The sequence below is a fragment of the Streptomyces monomycini genome (genome assembly GCF_022271435.1).
In the GTDB taxonomy this organism is placed as follows: domain Bacteria; phylum Actinomycetota; class Actinomycetes; order Streptomycetales; family Streptomycetaceae; genus Streptomyces; species Streptomyces monomycini.
In genome coordinates this window covers 12,719-30,017 of record NZ_JAFIQY010000042.1, presented here as the reverse complement: position 1 = coordinate 30,017, position 17,299 = coordinate 12,719, and the positions used below count along the sequence as shown (strand labels likewise).

The 17,299-nt window shown below is 72.0% G+C and carries 13 protein-coding genes; 6 read left to right on the top strand and 7 right to left on the bottom strand.

The genetic code is table 11. The features are described 5' to 3' along the window. Positions 1-11 precede the first annotated feature (11 nt). Positions 12-1,712 carry an ABC transporter family substrate-binding protein gene (locus tag JXZ78_RS32875; protein ID WP_030024583.1) on the top strand — a complete coding sequence of 567 codons (1,701 nt, stop codon included), beginning with the start codon at positions 12-14 and terminating at the stop codon, positions 1,710-1,712. A gap of 42 nt (positions 1,713-1,754) precedes the next feature. On the opposite strand, the gene JXZ78_RS32870 is transcribed toward JXZ78_RS32875, so the two are convergent. The 3 genes from JXZ78_RS32870 to JXZ78_RS32860 all read right to left on the bottom strand — a co-directional run bounded on the left by JXZ78_RS32870 (position 1,755) and on the right by JXZ78_RS32860 (position 5,897). Next, complete coding sequence (locus JXZ78_RS32870) at positions 1,755-3,395, bottom strand: sodium:solute symporter family protein (RefSeq protein ID WP_030024584.1); 1,641 nt, start codon at positions 3,393-3,395, stop codon at positions 1,755-1,757. Between the two features lie 189 nt (positions 3,396-3,584). Next, entirely contained in the window at positions 3,585-4,370 is a 786-nt protein-coding gene (locus tag JXZ78_RS32865; protein ID WP_030024585.1) for an SDR family oxidoreductase, read from the bottom strand. A gap of 93 nt (positions 4,371-4,463) precedes the next feature. Then, a complete protein-coding gene (locus tag JXZ78_RS32860) occupies positions 4,464-5,897 on the bottom strand; it encodes an aminotransferase-like domain-containing protein (protein WP_238783528.1) in 1,434 nt (477 codons plus the stop codon). Here JXZ78_RS32860 and JXZ78_RS32855 point away from each other — a divergent pair. Beyond that, on the top strand, positions 5,896-6,873 hold the full coding sequence (locus JXZ78_RS32855) for a hypothetical protein (RefSeq protein ID WP_238783527.1): 978 nt from the start codon (positions 5,896-5,898) through the stop codon (positions 6,871-6,873). The two genes, JXZ78_RS32860 and JXZ78_RS32855, sit on opposite strands and share 2 nt — an antisense overlap. Positions 6,874-7,046: 173 nt before the next feature. Here JXZ78_RS32855 and JXZ78_RS32850 read toward each other — a convergent pair whose 3' ends face one another. From JXZ78_RS32850 to JXZ78_RS32840, 3 genes are all read right to left on the bottom strand, one after another. Then, complete coding sequence (locus JXZ78_RS32850; protein ID WP_030024589.1) at positions 7,047-7,256, bottom strand: DUF397 domain-containing protein; 210 nt, start codon at positions 7,254-7,256, stop codon at positions 7,047-7,049. A 201-nt stretch (positions 7,257-7,457) separates the two neighbouring features. Beyond that, complete coding sequence (locus JXZ78_RS32845; RefSeq protein WP_030024591.1) at positions 7,458-8,324, bottom strand: helix-turn-helix domain-containing protein; 867 nt, start codon at positions 8,322-8,324, stop codon at positions 7,458-7,460. Between the two features lie 404 nt (positions 8,325-8,728). Further along, on the bottom strand, positions 8,729-9,502 hold the full coding sequence (locus JXZ78_RS32840) for a GOLPH3/VPS74 family protein (RefSeq protein WP_030024592.1): 774 nt from the start codon (positions 9,500-9,502) through the stop codon (positions 8,729-8,731). A 248-nt stretch (positions 9,503-9,750) separates the two neighbouring features. Here JXZ78_RS32840 and JXZ78_RS40885 point away from each other — a divergent pair, with 248 nt between their 5' ends. Continuing rightward, positions 9,751-12,576 (top strand): hypothetical protein, encoded by a 2,826-nt coding sequence (locus tag JXZ78_RS40885; RefSeq protein WP_030024593.1) that lies wholly within the window; start codon positions 9,751-9,753, stop codon positions 12,574-12,576. A gap of 418 nt (positions 12,577-12,994) precedes the next feature. Continuing rightward, on the top strand, positions 12,995-14,413 hold the full coding sequence (locus JXZ78_RS32830; RefSeq protein ID WP_050503039.1) for a glycosyltransferase family 39 protein: 1,419 nt from the start codon (positions 12,995-12,997) through the stop codon (positions 14,411-14,413). A gap of 63 nt (positions 14,414-14,476) precedes the next feature. Here the strand turns inward: JXZ78_RS32830 and JXZ78_RS32825 are convergent, their stop codons facing one another. Beyond that, positions 14,477-15,220, bottom strand: a complete 744-nt coding sequence (locus JXZ78_RS32825; RefSeq protein ID WP_030024595.1) for an ArsR/SmtB family transcription factor — start codon at positions 15,218-15,220, stop codon at positions 14,477-14,479. A gap of 63 nt (positions 15,221-15,283) precedes the next feature. Here JXZ78_RS32825 and JXZ78_RS32820 point away from each other — a divergent pair, with 63 nt between their 5' ends. Continuing rightward, on the top strand, positions 15,284-16,306 hold the full coding sequence (locus JXZ78_RS32820; protein WP_238783526.1) for a cytochrome P450 family protein: 1,023 nt from the start codon (positions 15,284-15,286) through the stop codon (positions 16,304-16,306). Beyond that, on the top strand, positions 16,303-17,232 hold the full coding sequence (locus tag JXZ78_RS32815) for an isocitrate lyase/PEP mutase family protein (protein ID WP_238783525.1): 930 nt from the start codon (positions 16,303-16,305) through the stop codon (positions 17,230-17,232). The genes JXZ78_RS32820 and JXZ78_RS32815 overlap by 4 nt, the downstream gene beginning before the upstream one ends. The last annotated feature ends 67 nt before the right edge of the window (positions 17,233-17,299 follow it).

The following is a 17,299-nucleotide window of genomic DNA, read 5'->3' as shown; positions in this document are numbered from 1 at the left end:
ACGTCTCCGCAATGAAGCACTCCAGAGTTCCGCTCGCCCTCGTCGCCACCGTCGTGGCGTCGTCCTTGGCGTTGACCGCTTGTGGTGGCTCGGACGACGAGGGCGGTGGCGGCGAGGCGAAGCAGCCGCCGAAGACCACCGCGCTGGACATCAACCGGACCGACCCTGCGCAGCTGACGCAGGGCGGCACGCTGAACTGGGCGATCGACCAGTTCCCCGTGCAGTTCAACGAGATGGAGACGGACGGCAACCAGGCCGCCACCAACGCCGTCGTCGAGGCCGTGCTGCCGTCGCTGTGGCACTCGGCGCCCAACGGCGAGCAGGTGCCCGACAAGGCGTTCCTGCTGGACGCCGCCAGCCGTACGGAGGGCGGCAAGCAGATCGTCACGTACCACCTGAACCCCAAGGCGAAGTGGTCCGACGGCACGCCGATCACCTACCGGGACCTGGAGGCCAACGTCCGGGCGCTGAGCAGCAAGGATCCGGCGTTCAAGGTCGGTTCTCCGGCCGGGTACGAGGACGTGTCGTCGGTACGCAAGGGCAAGGACGACCATGAGGCCGTCCTGACCTTCGACAAGCCGTACGCGGACTGGCGCGCGCTGTTCGGGGCACCCAACAACACCCCGCTCTACCCGGCGAAGTACATGGCCGACGCGAAGAGCTTCACCACCGGCTACCTCAACGCGATCCCGGTCACCGCCAACGCGTACAAGCTCGGCGGCATCGACAAGACCGCGCAGACCGTCACCCTCGTGCCCGACCCCGCGTGGTGGGGCGACAAGCCGAAACTCGACAAGATCGTCTTCCATGCGATGACGACCGAGTCGATGCCCGCGGCCTACGCCAACGGCGAGATCGACTACTTCGACCTGAACGCGAGCGTGGCCGCCTTCAAGCAGGTCTCGGGCGTGAAGTCGGGCGAGATCCGGGAGGCCGGCGGCCCCAACTACCGGCACCTGACCTTCAACGGCAAGAGCCCGAAGCTCAGCGACCCGAAGGTGCGCAAGGCGCTGTTCAAGGCCACCGACCGCGAGACGATCGTGAAGTCCGGTCTCAAGGGCCTCAACTGGACGGGCAAGCCGCTGGGCAACCACTTCCTCATGCCCAACCAGAAGGGGTACCGGGACAACGCCGGCGACCTGGGCACGTACGACCCGAAGGCCGCCGGCCGGCTGCTGGACGAGGCCGGCTGGAAGCTGGACGGCGGCAAGGTGCGCAAGAAGGGCGGCGAGGAGCTGAAGCTGCGCTTCCTGATCCCCACCGGCCAGCCCGCCGCGAAGAACGAGGCCACCATCCTCACCCAGCTGTGGGCCCAGGTCGGAGTCGAGCTGGACGTCCGGGCGGTGCCCGTCAACGAGTTCTTCGACAAGTACGTGACCCCGGGCGACTACGACGTGGCGCCCTACAGCTTCTCCCGTACGCCGTTCGCCGCGACCGGCTCCAGCGGCACCTACGCCCGCGACGGCGGCGGCAACGACTCCAAGACCGGCAGCGCCAAGCTGGACGGCCTGCTCGACAAGGCGGGCCGCAGCGCCGACCAGGCCGCCGCCCTGGAGGCCGTCAACGCGGCCGACGCGGAGGCGTGGCAGGTGGCCGGCGTCCTTCCCACCTATCAGCTCCCCGAGATCACCGCGGCCAAGAAGAATCTGGCCAACCTCGGCGCCCAGGGCATGGCCGACATCGCGTACGAGCGGATCGGATACACGAAGTAGGCCGCGGAGTCAGCAGCGGGGGCGGCGGGCCGCACGACCGGGTCACCGCGGCGCGGCACGGTGACCAGGCCCGCCGGTCCGCCCGGACACCGTGCGGGCGGCGGCGCTCGTACCACCGCTGCCGACGCCGTCCCTGCCACTTCCGCTCCCGCCCTCCCCTTCACCCCCACGCTCCTCCCCGTCCTCCCCGTCCTTGTCGTCGCCGGAGTTGATACGGGCGAGCACCGCGTCCCGCTCCGGGGTGTCCTCCGGTTTGAGGAAGCCGATCACGACGTACAGGACCAGCGAGGTGGCCACCGGCGCGACGATCTGGATCTGGAGCTGGACGCCGGCCGGCCCGTAGTTGGTGAGCCAGAAGGCGAACAGGCCCGCCGCCCAGGACACCAGCGCCGCGGTCGGCCCGGATCTGCGGAAGCGCGGCACCATGCCGAGCAGGAACGGGATGGAGATCGGCCCCACCAGACCGGCCACCCACTTGATGACGACGGTGATGATGTCCTTGAACGTCGGCGAGTTGACCTGGGTCGCGATGGCCATCGACAGGGCCAGGAAGGCGACGGTGGACAGCCGCGCGGCCAGCAGCCCCGCCCGGTGCGACCAGCTGCGGGCCCGCGCGCCCAGCTTCGGCAGCGCGGGCGCGATGTCACGGGTGAAAACGGCGGAGATGGCGTTGGCGTCGGACGAGCACATGGCCATCGTGTGCGAGAAGAAGCCGACGATGACCAGACCCAGCAGGCCGTGCGGCAACAGATGCTCGGTGAGCAGCGCGTACGAGTCGGAGGCGTCCGGTTTCTCGGCCTTCACCAGCAGCGGCGCGACCCACATGGGGAAGAAGAGCACCGCCGGCCACACGAACCACAAGGCGGCGGACAGCCGAGCCGAGCGCCGCGCTTCGCGCGCGCTGCGGGTGGCCATGTAGCGCTGCGCCTGGTTCCACATGCCGCCGCTGTACTCGAACGTCTTGATGAAGAGGTACGCGAGCAGGAACGTGAGCGTGTACGGGCCGACGGTCGGCTGCGCGTGGCTGTCGGGCAGCCGGTCCCACACCGTCCACAGCGCGCTGACACCGCCCAGCTCCGCCAGCACGGTCACCAGCATCGCCACGCCCGCCAGCAACTGGATGACGAACTGCCCGAGTTCGGTGAGCGCGTCCGCCCACAGGCCGCCGACCGTGCAGTAGACGCCGGTGACCACGCCGGTGATCAGGATGCCCTGGTTGAGGGAGAGACCGGTGAAGACGGACAGCAGGGTGGCGATGGCCGCCCACTTGGCTCCCACGTCCACGATCTTCAGCAGTACACCGGACCAGGCGAGCGCCTGCTGGGCGGGCAGGTTGTAGCGGCTCTTGAGGTACTCCAGGGGCGAGGCGACGTGCAGCCGCGAACGCAGCCGGTTCAGCCGCCCGGCGAACAGGCGCGCCCCGACGGCGATCCCCACCGCGATGGGGAAGGACCAGGTGACGTAGGACGTGACACCGTACTGGTAGGCGATGCCCGCGTACCCGGTGAACATCACCGCGCTGTACCCCGACATGTGGTGCGAGATCCCGGACAGCCACCAGGGCATCCGCCCGCCCGCGGTGAAGAAGTCGCTCACGTCGTCCACGCGTCTGTGGGACCACACGCCGATCGCGACCATCACACCGAAGTAACCGATGAGCACGGCCCAGTCGAGACTGTTCATGGCCCCTCCAGGGGTCCGCCTTGTGAACGGGAAACACGTCGCCGTACGTTCCGCGGGGCGGCGCCCCCGTGCGGGAGCGGGGACTTCGGGGATTGAACCGTTCATGGCGAGGGGCGGTCAAGGGTGCGGTGGTCAAGGATGTGAACTACTGACAGCTGGACGAACGATTCCGGGCCGCCGGGCCAGCGCCTAGCGCATGATCTCCCCGGCGTTCACCAGCAGCGACTGACCGGTGATCGCCCGCGCCCGGTCGGACGCCAGGAAGACCGCGGTCTGTGCGACATCGGCGTCCGTCGCCATCTCCGGCAGCGCCATCCGCGCGGTGAGCCGGTCCAGCACCTCGCGCTCCGGTACGCCCTCGGTGTGCGCCGCGTACCGGACGTACGCCTCGACCTGCGGGCCCCACATCCAGCCCGGCTGCACGGTGTTGACGCGTATCCGGCGCGGACCCAGCTCGCGCGCGAGCGAGTACATCGCCGAGACCAGCGCGCCCTTGGACGCCGCGTACGCCGCCTGCCGCACCTCGGACGGCGCGGCGACCGACGACTGCGTGCCGATCAGCACGACCGACCCGCCGCCGCGCTCCGTCATCGACGGCAGGCAGGCGCGCGCCATGCGCAGCGTGCCGAAGAGGTTGATGTCCACGACCCGCTGCCAGGCGTCGAAGTCCGCGTCCGTCAGCCCGCCGAAGTACGCGTCCAGTGCGGCCACCTGGATGACCGCGTCGACGCCGCCGAAACGTTCGACCGCGAGGGCGGCCAGTTCCGCGCACTGCTCCTCGTCCGCGATGTCCGTCACTCGCCAGGCGACGCGCTCGCCCGTCGGATCGGCCTGCGCCGCCGTCTCGGCGAGGCGGGACTCCGTACGGGCACCGAGCGCCACCGAAGCGCCGTCACGTACGCACGCCATCGCCACCTGGTGGCCGAGCCCGGCACCCACGCCCGAGACGACGACGGTCTTGTCCCGTAGCAGCATGCGCGCCTCCGGCCCGCGTAGATGTGACGGGCCGTCAGGATAGGCGTGCCCGCTCCCGATGGCTACGGACGCGGCGTCTTCGCCGGCCGATGGCTACGGACGCGGCGCCCGCAGCGTCTTCGCCAGCCGCAGCAGGCCCTCCTGGATCTCCTCCGGCGGGTGCGTCACGAAGGACAGCCGCACGGTCCCCACGTCGGCAGGTCCGGCGTAGAAGGGCGCACCGGGCACGTACGCCACGTCGTGCCGGACCACCTCGGGCAGCAGCGCCGTCGCGTCGTACCCGGCAGGCATCGACGCCCAGACGTACATCCCGCCCTCCGGCCGGTTCCAGCGCGAGCCCTCGGGCAGGGCCGCGCCCAGACCGTCCACCAGCGCGTCGCGCCGGGCGCGGTAGGCGCCGCGCACCCGCTCCAGATGGGCGTCCAGGCCCGGGCCCGCCAGGTACCGGGCGACGGCCGCCTGGTCGAGCGTCGAGGTGTGCAGGTCGGCCGCCTGCTTCGCGATGACGCAGGCCCTGCGCAGTACGGCCGGCGCGCGCAGCCAGCCCAGCCGCAGCCCCGGCGCCACGATCTTGGAGAAGGACCCGAGCAGCGCCGTACGGTCCTCCGCCCCGGGGAACGAACCGAGGTACGGCACCGGCTCGCCCTCGAACCGCAGCTCGCCGTACGGGTCGTCCTCGACGATCCACAGTCCGCGGCGGGCCGCCACCCGGGCCACCGCGGCCCGCCGCCCGGCCGGCAGCGTCCGGCCCGTCGGATTCTGGAACGTCGGCACGAGGTAGAGCAGCCTCGGCCGCTCGCGTGCCGCGATCGCGTCCAGCGCCTGCGGGTCCAGCCCCCCGTCGTCGGTCGGCACCGGCACCAACCGCGCCCCGGCCAGCGAGAAGACCTGGAGCGCCGCCAGATAGCACGGGTCCTCGACCAGCACCGTGTCACCGGGCTCCAGCAGAGCTGTGGCCAGCAGCGACAGGCCCTGCTGCGAACCGGTGGTGATCATCAGGTCGTCCGGCGCGGTGGCGAAGCCGCGGGCACTCACCCGGGCCGCCACGGCCGCGCGCAGAGCCGGGTCGCCCTCGGTCGTCGAGTACTGCAGCGCCTGCCGCGGCGCCTCGTCCAGGACGTGCCGGAAGGCGGCGGAGATGCCACCGGTGTCGAACAGCTCGCCCGCCGGCAGCCCGCCGGCGAAGGATATGACCTCGGGCCGGGCGGTCAGGGCGAGGATCTCGCGTACCGGGGAGCCGCCGGTCCGCGCCGTGCGCGCGGCGAGCGGCGGAGTGGGTCGGAAGTCTTCCGTCCTGGCGTTCTCCCGTCGTCGTACGGCCTGCGCCGCGGGCGCGCCGAACGGCCCGCCCTCGACAGGTGCAGGATGCAGGGAGCCTAGGCGGGGGCGCCAGGGGTGTGCAGGGGTGCCCGCATGGTGAGCCGGGAGGGGGAGGAGAGGGTGGGGGCGGGTGAGGGGCGGGTACGGGGTGCCGTCGGCTCCGCATGTCTCCCCAACTGATGCTGCGTCAGCTACACATCCGAGCATGACCCCGAAACCCGGCACGGACACGGACACGGTCGCGGACACGAACGCGGCGACGGACGCAGCAACGAACGCAGCAACGGACGCGGACACCCGCAGCGGGACCTACGCCGAACTGGCCGCCGTCGGCCCCTACAGCGTCCGTCCCGGGCACGCGCTCATCACCATGGTCGAGCCGCACCCCGGCCACGAGTACACGTACAACCGCTGGTACGAGGACGACCACTACCTGGCCGGCGCGACGGCGATGCCCTGGATCTTCGCGGGCCGCCGCTGGGTCGCCACCCGCGACCTCCAGCTGCTGCGCTACCCCGCGCGGTCGGCCGTCGCCCGGCCCGTCACCGCCGGCTGCTACCTGTCCACGTACTGGATCACCGAGGGGCGCTACGACGACCACCTGCGGTGGAGCGTCGCCATCAACCGGCGGCTGAACGCCGACGGCCGGATCCACCACGACCGTACGCACGTCTTCACGGCCTTCCACGACCACGAAGTCACCGTCTACCGGGACGGCGCTCACGGCCCGCGCGACTTCCACGCGCTGGACCACCCGTACACCGGGCTGGTCGTCGAGGTCATCGATGCGGCGGGTCCGGGCCCGGGCCCGGGTGCGGATGCGAGGGCGGGCGGGGACGCGTCGGCCGCGGCGGACGCTCCGGGCCGTACCGCCCTGCTGCGATGGCTGACGGAGGAGCGGCTGCCGCGCCGGCTGGCGGGCTCGCCCGCGGCCATGGTGACGGTCTTCCGGCCCAGGCCGCTGCCGGCGGACCGGATGGCGTACGTGCGGCAGGTGGAGGGCGTCAACACCCGGCTGACGCTGCTGTGGTTCCTCCAGGAGGACCCGCGCGCGTGCTGGGAGGCGTGGTTCACGGGGCTGGACGGGGAGGTCGCGGCCTCGGGGCTGGGACGGGTGGAGCTGGTCGCGCCGTTCGTACCGACGGTGCCCGGGACCGACCGGTACGTGGACGAGCTGCGCTGAGCCGGCGGGGAGGACCGTCGCGTGCGCTCGCGGGCAAGGCCGAGCCCCCTCGGCCGGGACGGCGATCCAGTCGAGAGGGCTCTGGGGTGGTGCTGATCATGCGGTGTGCGACATCAGGCCGGGACCGGCCGGATCGGACCAGGAGCGTCCGGATCAGACCAGAAGCGGTCGGATCAGATCAGGTCGTACGCGCCTTTGCTCACGTCCCCCACGAAGGAGCTCCACGCGGAGGTGTCGAAGGTCAGGCGCGGGCCGTCGGGGTTCTTGGAGTCACGGACCGCGATGGCCGCGGGCGCCGGCACGGCGACCTCGACGCACGCGCCATTGCCACCGGAGTACGAGGACTTCGTCCAGGAGAAAGCGGAATTGGGCTGAATGGCCATGTTCACTCCGACTCGATCTGGGTTGCACCGCGTTGCCGCGGATTCGGTAGTCCCGACGCTACGCGCCAACATCACCGGTGGCAGGAGTAGTTCACCCATCCGTATGGCATATTCCTTGATCTCTTTCCAAGGAGTGGCGTCTCGGTGTACGGTGCCGGACTTCCTTCCGGAATCCTGGATTCGGCCATCCTGGCGCCATGATCAGGCCATGCTGTCCGCGTGCCTCTTCGCCGCCGCGGCGATGAACTCCCTGCTCTGGTCCGCACTCAGCGCCTGGGCCCGCAGATGCTCGTACATGATCGTGTACTTGTGCACATCGTTGGTCTTCTCCAGGTACAGGTCGCTGGTGACGCCCTCGATGTAGACCACGCTCGAATCGGCCGCGTCGTCGAACTCCAGGATCGAGAAGGTGCCCGACATGCCCGCGTGCGCGCCCGCGTCGTACGGCAGCACCTGGACCGTCACGTGCGGCAGGTTGCTGACCTCCACGAGGTGGTCGAGCTGCTCGCGCATGATCAGGTGGCTGCCCACGACCCGCCGCAGCGCGCTCTCGTCCAGGACGACCCACAACCGCAGCGGACTGTCGGGGTGATTGACCCGCTCCTGGCGGCGCATCCGCACCTGAATCCGTTTCTCCAGCTGCTCCTGCGTCAGCTCGGGCACCGTCCCGGGAATGACGGCCTCGGCATAGCCGGGCGTCTGCAGCAGGCCCGGTACGAGCAGCGACTCGTACACCCGCAGCGAGGCCGCCTCGGTCTCCAGACCGATGTAGACGCTGTACGGGATGTCACCGAACGCGTGCCACCAGCCCTGCTGACGGGAGTCCTTGGCCATCTGCATCAGCGAATCCACGACCCGGTGGTCGTCGACCTCGTACACCCCGCACAGGTCCCGGACGTCCCGCTGGCTGATGCTGCGGCGGCCGTTCTCCAGTCGGCTGATCTTCGACTGGGACACGAGCAGGCGCTCGGCGACCTCCTCGGCCGTCATGCCCTTCAGCTCGCGGAGCCTGCGCAGCTCCTGGCCCAGCCGGCGCCGCCGGACGGTGGGATTGATGTTGGACGCCACGGGACGTGCACCTCCGGCTCCGTACTGCTGATTTCTCCTGCTCAGCAGATTGCCATCCCAGGTCCGCGCGGCGCAGTGGAATGGACACACAAGGCGAGCGGACGTGCGCGCGGGGTGGCGGCCCGGCCGTCGTCCGGAACGGCCGGTCCGCCACCCCGCGCTTGCTGCGGCTCCCGAACGGGACTGTGGGGACGGTGGTGCTGGTTCTGCTGGTTCGCTGGTCGTGCTCGTGGTGCTGGTCCTGCCGGCTCTGCTGGTCCTGCTGGTTCCGCTGGGGTGTGGGTGGTGCTTGGTGCGCCTGACACGCACCGAGCGTGGTGCTGCGTGGTGTGTCCGCGTTCCGCGGGAACCGCCGGTGCCGCCGCGGTGCCGGGCTCGTCGTCGAGGCTCGCCGACGCGGGACGTCAGCGGGCGCCGACGCGGGCCATGGCCCCGTGCCGCGGCGGTACCGGTACGCCCGCCGGCTCGGCTGCGACGCGGGACGCGGGCTGCCTGCCCGCACCCGGCCCGGACGCCGTTCCGGCCACCGCCACCGGTGCGCGCCTCGGCTGCGCCGCGACGCCGTTCTGCACATCCATGACGGCATGTGCGACCAGCCCGCCCATCGGGTCGTGCCGGATCAGGTCCCGGAGGCGGGAGCGCGAGGAGCGCCCCTCGTTCCCGGGATACAGGTGCTTGCCGAGACCGACCGCGTGGGCCAGAGCGGCGAGCGCCGCGGTCCGCGGGTCCGGCGGTACGCCGGTGCGGATCGCGTTGTCCAGCCGGTTCTTGATCTCCCGGCTGATGGCCGTGTCCGTCGCCTGGTAGCGAGTCGTCGGCAGCACCCCGCACATCTGGCCCGCCACGGCATGGACCATGCCGCACCGCTCCAGATGCGTGAGATACGTCTGGCGCAGCCCCAGCCGGGGCCCGCCGATCCAGTGGACGGCGCGCACCGGGCTGCCGCGTCGGCGCAGCAGTTCGAGCGCGGAGTCCAGAGTCGGATCTCCGGTCGGCCGTGGCAGCACCACGGCGATACGATCCCCGTCAGGGGCTATCCGTCCGGCCAGAGCCAGCTCTACTAGCTGGGCCCCGGCCAGACCGAGGTCGAGCGACTGCGGCTGCGCTGTGGTTCCCGTTGCCGGGTCCAAAGCGAGCAGCAGAAGCTCCTCCGGAATTGTTCTGCGGCTCCTGCCCATCCATGCCTCCCCGCGTGGATGAATGACAGGGTGACCCCTCTCACATTCATCTGTCGAGAGTGCCTGGGGGGTTAGGCAGGGAACCTGTAGGTATGTCGTTGTCGTCTAGCTCCTTGGCGACGCCTTCTGTGGGGCGGGGCGCCCAGCGTTTCGCGTGGCGGTGCGGACGTGCCTCGCGGACACAGGACACTTGGGAACACTGGGCCAGACAGAGCGCGACGTATCGCGGACGTGTGAAGGAGACATAGGTGGCGGGCGAGTCCCCCGGCAAGCCGGAGCAGAAGCAGTCGTCGGGGGAGACGGCGGGGAGCGAACGCGATCCGCGGCTCGCGGTCTTCCGCGAACCGAAGGCCGACCCGGCCGACCCGGAACCGAAGAACGGCACGGCGGACGAGGCCGGCACGGCGGACGACGCCGGGTCGAAGGCTGCGGGCGCGGACAAGGCCGCGGACGTGGACGCGGACAAGGCGGCGAAGGCCGGCAAGGCGGACGAGGTAGACAAGGCAGGCAAGGCAGACAAGGCGGGGAAGGCCGCTGCGGAGCCCGCCGGCGAGGGCCGTGACGAGCGGCTGCGGGAGGCGGTCGCCGCTTGGGTGGCGACCTCGGACGGCGAGGGCGCGTCCGAGGGGGACGCTTCCGGAGCCGATGCCGCTGGTGGCACCGCCTCCGGTGACGAAGCCTCTGGTGACGACGCGGAGGCCGGAGCGGAAACGCGTGCGAAGGCTGAGGCGGGCGAGACCCCGGTGACGAAGACGTCGAAGGGGAACGGCGAGGAGAAGGCCGGCGGTGCCCCCGAGGCGGCCCCCAAGACCACTCCCAAGGCCACCCCCAAGTCGACCCCTGAGCCCGCCCCCAAGGACGCCTCGAAGGCTGCTGAGGGCGCGACCAAGGGCAAGACCGGGGCTGAGCCCAAGAACGCCTCCAAGGGGGCGTCCAAGGATGCTCCCAAGGCCGGTGAGGCCGCGGCGAAGAGCACCTCCGGTGCGGCGGCCGACGACCGGCCGAAGGCGGGCGAGGACAAGCCGAAGGCGGCCGAGGAGCAGTCGAAGGCGGTGGACCAGCCGACGGCGATCTTCAAGATGCCGAGCGCGGACGAGCCTGCCGACGACGCGACCCGAGCGTTCTCGATCGCAAAGCGGAAGGGTTCGGACGACGAGGGTCCGGCGACGTCCGCCAAGGGCGCCGGCAAGGCCGGGAAGCCCGAGGCCGAGGACGCCGGGACCGACGCGAAGACGGCCCCCAAGGCCGGCACCGAGGCCGAGCCCAAGGCCGAAAAGCCCGGCAAGTCCGGCGGAAAGTCCGGCGACAAGCCGGGGGGCAAGCCGGAAGCCGACCAGCCCACCACCGCGATAAAGGTCGTACGGCCTGCCGGTGCCGCGGAGTCGGACGGCGAGCGCACCAGCCAGTTCGTGGCCCTGAAGTCCACCGACCCGCAGCCGATCAAGCCGCCGCGGCCCGTCACGGGCGACAAGCCGGGCAAGGCCGGCAAGTCCGCGGCCAAGGACGCCGCGAAGACCGAGGACAAGCCCGGCACCGGCACCGGCACCAGCGCTGGGACCGGCGCCAAGTCCGACACCGGGGCGGGTACGAAGGCGGGCGCGAAGCCCGCCGCCGAGCCGGACGTCGCGCCGGGCACGAAGTGGGGCGCGAAGGCCGCCGCCCAGACCGGGACGAAGGCCACCGCGCCCGAGGCGCCCGCCGCCGCGACGGCCACCGGCGCCACCGCTCAGCCCGGCGCGCTGCCCGACTCCGAGCAGACCAAGCAGCAGCCGTTGCCGCCGCTGGACCTGCTGGCGCAGCTGACCAACACGCCGCCGCCGCCCGAGACGCCGATGCGTACGGTCGCCCGCCGGTTCAAGATCTGGACTCCGCTGGTGATCCTGCTGGCGATCGTCTTCATCGTCGTCCAGCAGGTGCGCCCGCTGCCCGACCCGACGCTGGCGCTGGGCGGGAAGTCCTCGTACACCTTCGCGGGCGACGCGTTCCAGATGCCGTGGCCGGGTGAGGGCCAGGCGGCGGCACGGGTCGTCGGCGTGGGCGACGTCGGCACGTACGGGCCCCAGAAGCCGGTGCCGACGGCCAGTGTGGCGAAGGTGATGACCGCGCACCTGATCCTCAAGAACCACCCGCTCAAGCCGGGCGAGCAGGGCCCCAAGATCAAGGTGGACGCCACGGCCGTCAAGGAGTCGGGTGCCGAGGACGAGTCGCGGGTCAAGGTCAAGGAAGGGCAGTCGTTCACGGAGTTCCAGATGCTCCAGATGCTGCTCATCCCCTCCGGCAACAACATCGCCCGGCTGCTGGCACGCTGGGACTCGCCGCAGGACGAGCAGGCGTTCATCGGCAAGATGAACGCCGAGGCCAAGGCCCTGGGCATGTCGAACACCACCTACACCGACTCCAGCGGGTTCAAGGACTCCACGAAGAGCACGGCGGTCGACCAGCTCAAGCTGGCCGAGGCCGTGATGAACAACGAGGTCTTCCGCAAGATCGTCGCCATGCCGAACGCCCAGGTCCCCGGTCTCGACCAGCGGCTGGAGAACAACAACAGCCAGCTGCTGATCAAGGGCACGGGCGTCCTGGGCATCAAGACGGGGTCGAGCACCCCGGCCGGTGGCGCGCTGATGTGGGCCGCCCGGCGGACCATCGACGGCAAGCCGCACACCATCGTCGGGGTGACCATGGACCAGCACTTCAAGGGCCTGGACCCGAACGCCGAGAACAGCCTTCAGCTCGTCCGCGACCGGAGCTACAAGATGATCAGGGCGTTGCAGGACGCCATGACCTCTGCCGACGTGGTCAAGAAGGGCGACGTGGTCGGTTACGTCGACGACGGTCTCGGCGGACGGACGCCGGTGGTCGCGACCAAGGACTCCAAGGCGGTCGGGTGGCCCGGCCTCAAGGCGAAGTTCTCGATCGAAAGCGGCCGCACTCCCGTACCGCACGAGGCGAAAGCCGGCACGGTCGTGGGACAGCTGAACATCGGCAGCGGGCCCGGCCGCGCGACGGTGCCCGTCGCGCTCCAGAAGGATCTGGCCGAGCCGTCCTTCGGCGCCAAGCTGAAGCGCATCTCCTGATCGACGGACTGGCCGTCGGCCTGTCTCTCGGGCGGGCCGACGGCTGGCCCTCCGTCTGATCGCACGACCCGTCGAGGCCCCGGCAAGCATCTGCTTGCCGGGGCCTCGGTGTGCGGGGGCGGTGGGAAGAGGCGCCGCCTGGTCTCGCCGCCATGGAGGTAGGGCGGAAACATCGTCGCGCGGGCTGGTTCGACAGCGGCTGGAGCCACTGCGGCTGACGCCGTCCGGCCTGCCGACGGGCCCCCGCCTGCCCGTGAGCCGCGGCTGTCGTACGGTCTAATCGTGACCGCACAGTCCCGCCCCGCCCGCTGAAGCGGAGTCCGCCATCGACGTAGCGCAAACCGCATACGCGTCCCCCGCGCGCGCCAGAGGAATCTGGGCGTCGCGGGGGGCCGTCGCGTTGTACCCCGCCGCCTTGATGCTGCTGCTGGGACTGTGGGGCATCCGCCGTCAGGACAGCATGTGGCGGGACGAGGCGGTCACGTACGACATGGCGCACCGCACCTTGGCGGAGCTGTGGCCGACCCTTCAGACCGTGGACGCGGTGCACGGCCTCTACTACGTGCTCATGCGCGGCTGGTTCCTCGTCTTCGACGGGGGTGTGGTGGCCCTGCGACTGCCGTCCGTGGTCGCGATGGCGGCAGCCGCCGCCGGGGTCGCCCTGCTCGGCAGGCAACTGGCGGGCCGGCGGGCGGGGCTCTTCGCGGGCCTCGTCTTCGTCCTGCTGCCGATGGTGCAGCAGTACGCGCAGGAGGGCCGCTCCTACGCGCTGGTCTGCGCGCTGGTGGTGTGGTCCACCTACCTGCTGGCGCGGGTCACCGCCCGGCCCGGCAAGCGTCTCTGGGCGGGGTACGCGGCACTGTCGCTGGCCGCCTGCCTGATGCACGAGTTCGCCGTACTGGTCCTGCCCGCGCACGGCGCCGCCGTCGTCCTGTCCGGACTGCCGCGCGCGGTGCGCCGGGCCTGGTGCGTGGCGGCGGCCACGGTGGTCGTCGGCCTGGTGCCGCTGGCCCTGTTCAGCATGGGGCAGTCGGAACAGCTCAGCTGGTTGCAGTGGCCCAACCCGGTCCAGCTGGGCACCTTCATCACCCTGGTACTGGGCGGCCTGCTGTGCTCCCGCGCCCCGGTCGCCCGCGCGGGCCGGCAGCGGCTGCGGCTGCGGCCGGTCGCGTTTCCCCTGCTGGTCCTGCCCACGGCGCTGCTGGTGCTGCTCTCCCAGCTCAAGCCGATGTACGTGGACCGCTACGTCCTGTACTACGTGGCCGGCTTCGCCCTCATGGCGGGCGCGGCGCTCGACTGGCTGCTGCGCCCGCCCGGCCGCCGCGGCCAGTCCCGGCGCAGGGTGCTGTACCGGTCCGCGGCGCTCGTCGTGGTCCTGGCGCTGCTCGTCCCCGTCAACGTCTTCCTGCGCAGCCCGCAGAGCCGTACCGACGACGCGATCGCGGTCACCCAGGCCGTACGGGAGCTGTCGTCGCCCGGCGACGGCCTGCTGTTCCTGCCCGCCCGGCGCCGGGTGTGGGCGGCGGCCGCGCCCCACGAGTTCCACCGCCTGCGGGACCTCGCGCTCGACGAGAGCCCGGTGGCCTCCCACACGCTGTACGGCACCGAACTGTCCGGCGACCACGTCCACGCGCACATGATGCGGGCCCGCCGCATCGTCGCGGTCGGCGACGCGAAGGGGCAGCCGCTGGACCGGACCGATCAGGAGATCGCCAAGCGGACCACCTTGAAGTCCGCGTTCCGGGTGTGTGCGACGAGGGATGTGAAGGGCGCGAGCATCACGCTGTACGCGCGGCCCGGGTACTGCTCGGGAACGCCTTCGCCGTCCTCCCGCTAGAGCAGCCCCGCCACCCCGGCTAGAGCAGCCCCGCCACCCCCGCTAGAGCAGTCCTGCCCCCGGTTAGAGCAGCCCCGCCGCCTCCGCATCCAGTCCCAGCAGGTCACGCAGGGCAGCCGCCCCCGTGGACGTCAGCCGTACGGCCCGGCCACTGCCGACGCGCCGAATCCACGCCCGTTCCAGCAGCCCCGCGCAGAGCCGCGCGCCCGCCACGCCTGCCAGGTGCTGCCGCCGCTCGGTCCAGTCCAGGCAGCCGCGGGCCGTCGGGCGGCGGCCCGCGCGGAGCGTGGCGGTGTCGGTGGCCAGGGCTTCGGCGAACCAGGTGCGGCCCGCGCCGGTGAGCGCGAAGCCGCCGTCCTGGTCGATCAGTCCGCGGCCGGTCATCGCGTCCGTGACGGCCACACCCAGCCGCCCGGCCAGGTGGTCGTAGCACGTACGCCCGCGGGCCAGCGCGGCCGACGCGTTGACGGCACGCAGCCCGCTCGGCCGCTCGGCGGGCGGGTCGAGGTGCGCGGTCAGCCCCTCGATCAGTTCGGCGACGCGGGGGCTCGCGAGCTGCACGTACCGGTGCCGTCCCTGGCGGTGCTCCACGAGCAGTCCGCCCTCGGTCAGCCGCGTCAGGTGCTCGCTCGCACTGGACGGCGCGACCCGCGCGTACGCGGCCAGCTCGCCCGCCGTCCAGGCCCGCCCGTCCAGCAGGGCCAGGCAGAACGCGGCCCGGGTCCGGTCCGCGAGCAGGCCCGCGAGACGGGCGAGCCCGATGCTGTGCGCCGGGGCCGCGTCCGGTGGCGGTGCCTGTGTGGTCATGGATCCATTGTGCGCGGGCACGTTTCGGCCGGGCCCGAAACAAGGCGGTCCTACGGTCCTGCCATGCGGACCTTGGACGACATGGAAGACAGCGCACGCGTGGGCGTCGGCCCTGACCTGCTCACGGATCCGGGCTGGGTGGTGCCGCCGGTGCCGGAGGACGTACCCGAGGGCACGATGGCCTGGCTTCGGGCGCGGGTCGCCCGCTTCAGCAGCGGGGGCGCGCATGTGCGGCGGCGGGCACTGGCGGCTGAGGCGCTTGGGTCGCTCGGTGCGCTCGGTGCGCTCGGCGGGCCGGACGTGAATGCCGAGGCGTTGCGCGATACGGCGCGCATCCGGGCGCGGGAACTGCTGAGCGCCCCCGGCACCGTCGAGGTGATGACGCGGGTGGCCCGCGTGGTGCCCGCCGAAGTACTCGCCACGTCCCTCGGCCTGCGCGTCACGGCGGACACGGCCGCGCTGGTGGGGGACGTGGCCGGCGCGTACCACGCGCACGGCGAGACCGTCCCGGCCGCGGACCGAGCCCTCACCCGGCTCGTGGCGGACTGCGGCGGTACGTGGGACGAGGCCACGGCGGCCCGTATCGGCCTGCTGGTGCAGGCGTACGACGCCACGGCGGGACTGATCGGGAACGCGGCGTACCTGGCACTGACGGGACCCGCGCCGGGCCCTTCACCCGGGCCGCCCGAGGCCCCCGTCGTCGCCCCCACCACCGATTCCGTCGCCGACCCCGCCCCCGATTCCGTCGCCAACCCCGCTCCCGACCCCCTCACCGCCCCCGCCGCTGATCTCGCCGCGGACCTGTTGGCGCGGACCCTGCGCACCGATCCACCCGTACGGGGCACCCTCCGCGCCCCCGTGGACGGCGGCGAGCCGGTACGGGTCGGCCTGGTCACCCCCGACGGATCGCTGGCCTTCGGCGCCGGGGCGCACGCCTGTCCCGGGCACGCCCACGCCCGGGCCCTCGCGGCCGGAGTGCTGGACGCGCTGCTCGCGCTCGGCTGCCGCCTGGTCCGCCCCGGTATCGCGTACGAGCCGTCCGTGAACCTGCGGGTGCCGGTGGCGCTGGAGGTGACGTGGGCGTGAGTACGGACCGGAACCACCGCGTGAGTACGGACCGGAACCGCACCTTCCACGCGCTGCACCTCGCCGACGCGCCACTGCTGCTCCCCAACGCCTGGGACGCCGCCTCCGCCACCGCTCTCGCCGCCGCGGGCTTCGCCGCGATCGGCACCACGAGCTTGGGCATCGCGGCCGCGCTGGGCGAGCCGGACGGGCAGGGCTCGGCCCGCGTACGGGACGCCACGGTCGCCCTCGCGCGACGGCTCGGCAGTCGCCTGCCCTGTCCGTACACGGTGGACATCGAAGGCGGATTCGGTGGCGGGCCGGAGGAAGTGGGCGCCTTGGCGCGGGAGTTGGCGGAGGCGGGTGCGTCCGGTGTCAACCTGGAGGACGGACTGCCGGGCCGGACGGGTGACGGCCCGCTGGTCGCGGCCGGGCGGCAGGCGGAGCTGATCCGCGCGGTCAAGGAGTGCGCGCCGGACCTCTACGTCAACGCCCGTATCGACACGCACTGGCTCGTGGACGACCCGGCAACGCGGCCGCTGGACGAGACGCTGGCCCGCGCCGAAACGTATCTGGCGGCCGGGGCGGACGGAATCTTCGTACCGGGCGTCACCGACGAGCGGGCCGTCGCCACGCTCGTCGCGGGCGTCCCGGCGCCGCTGAACGTCCTCTACGCACCGGGCCCGGACGGGGGCCGGGGCCGTCTCGCCCGTCTGGCTGAGCTGGGCGTACGGCGCGTCAGCACCGGTTCACTGCTGTTCCGTTCGGCGCTGCACGCAGCTGTGACGCTTGCCGAGTCCGTACGTGCGGATGGGGCGGGTCGGGCGGACGGTGCGGGTGGGGCCGGTGGAGCGGGCGGCCTTGCCGGTGTGCCCGGTGTGTCCGGTGGAGCGGGCAGCCTTGCCGGTGTGCCCGGTTATGGGGAGGTGCAGCGGCTGGCGGAGTGACGGGTCCGGCGGGGCGGGGGAGAGGCGGAGCGGGCCGCGGGGCGGGGAGAGAAGGCGGACGTGCGGA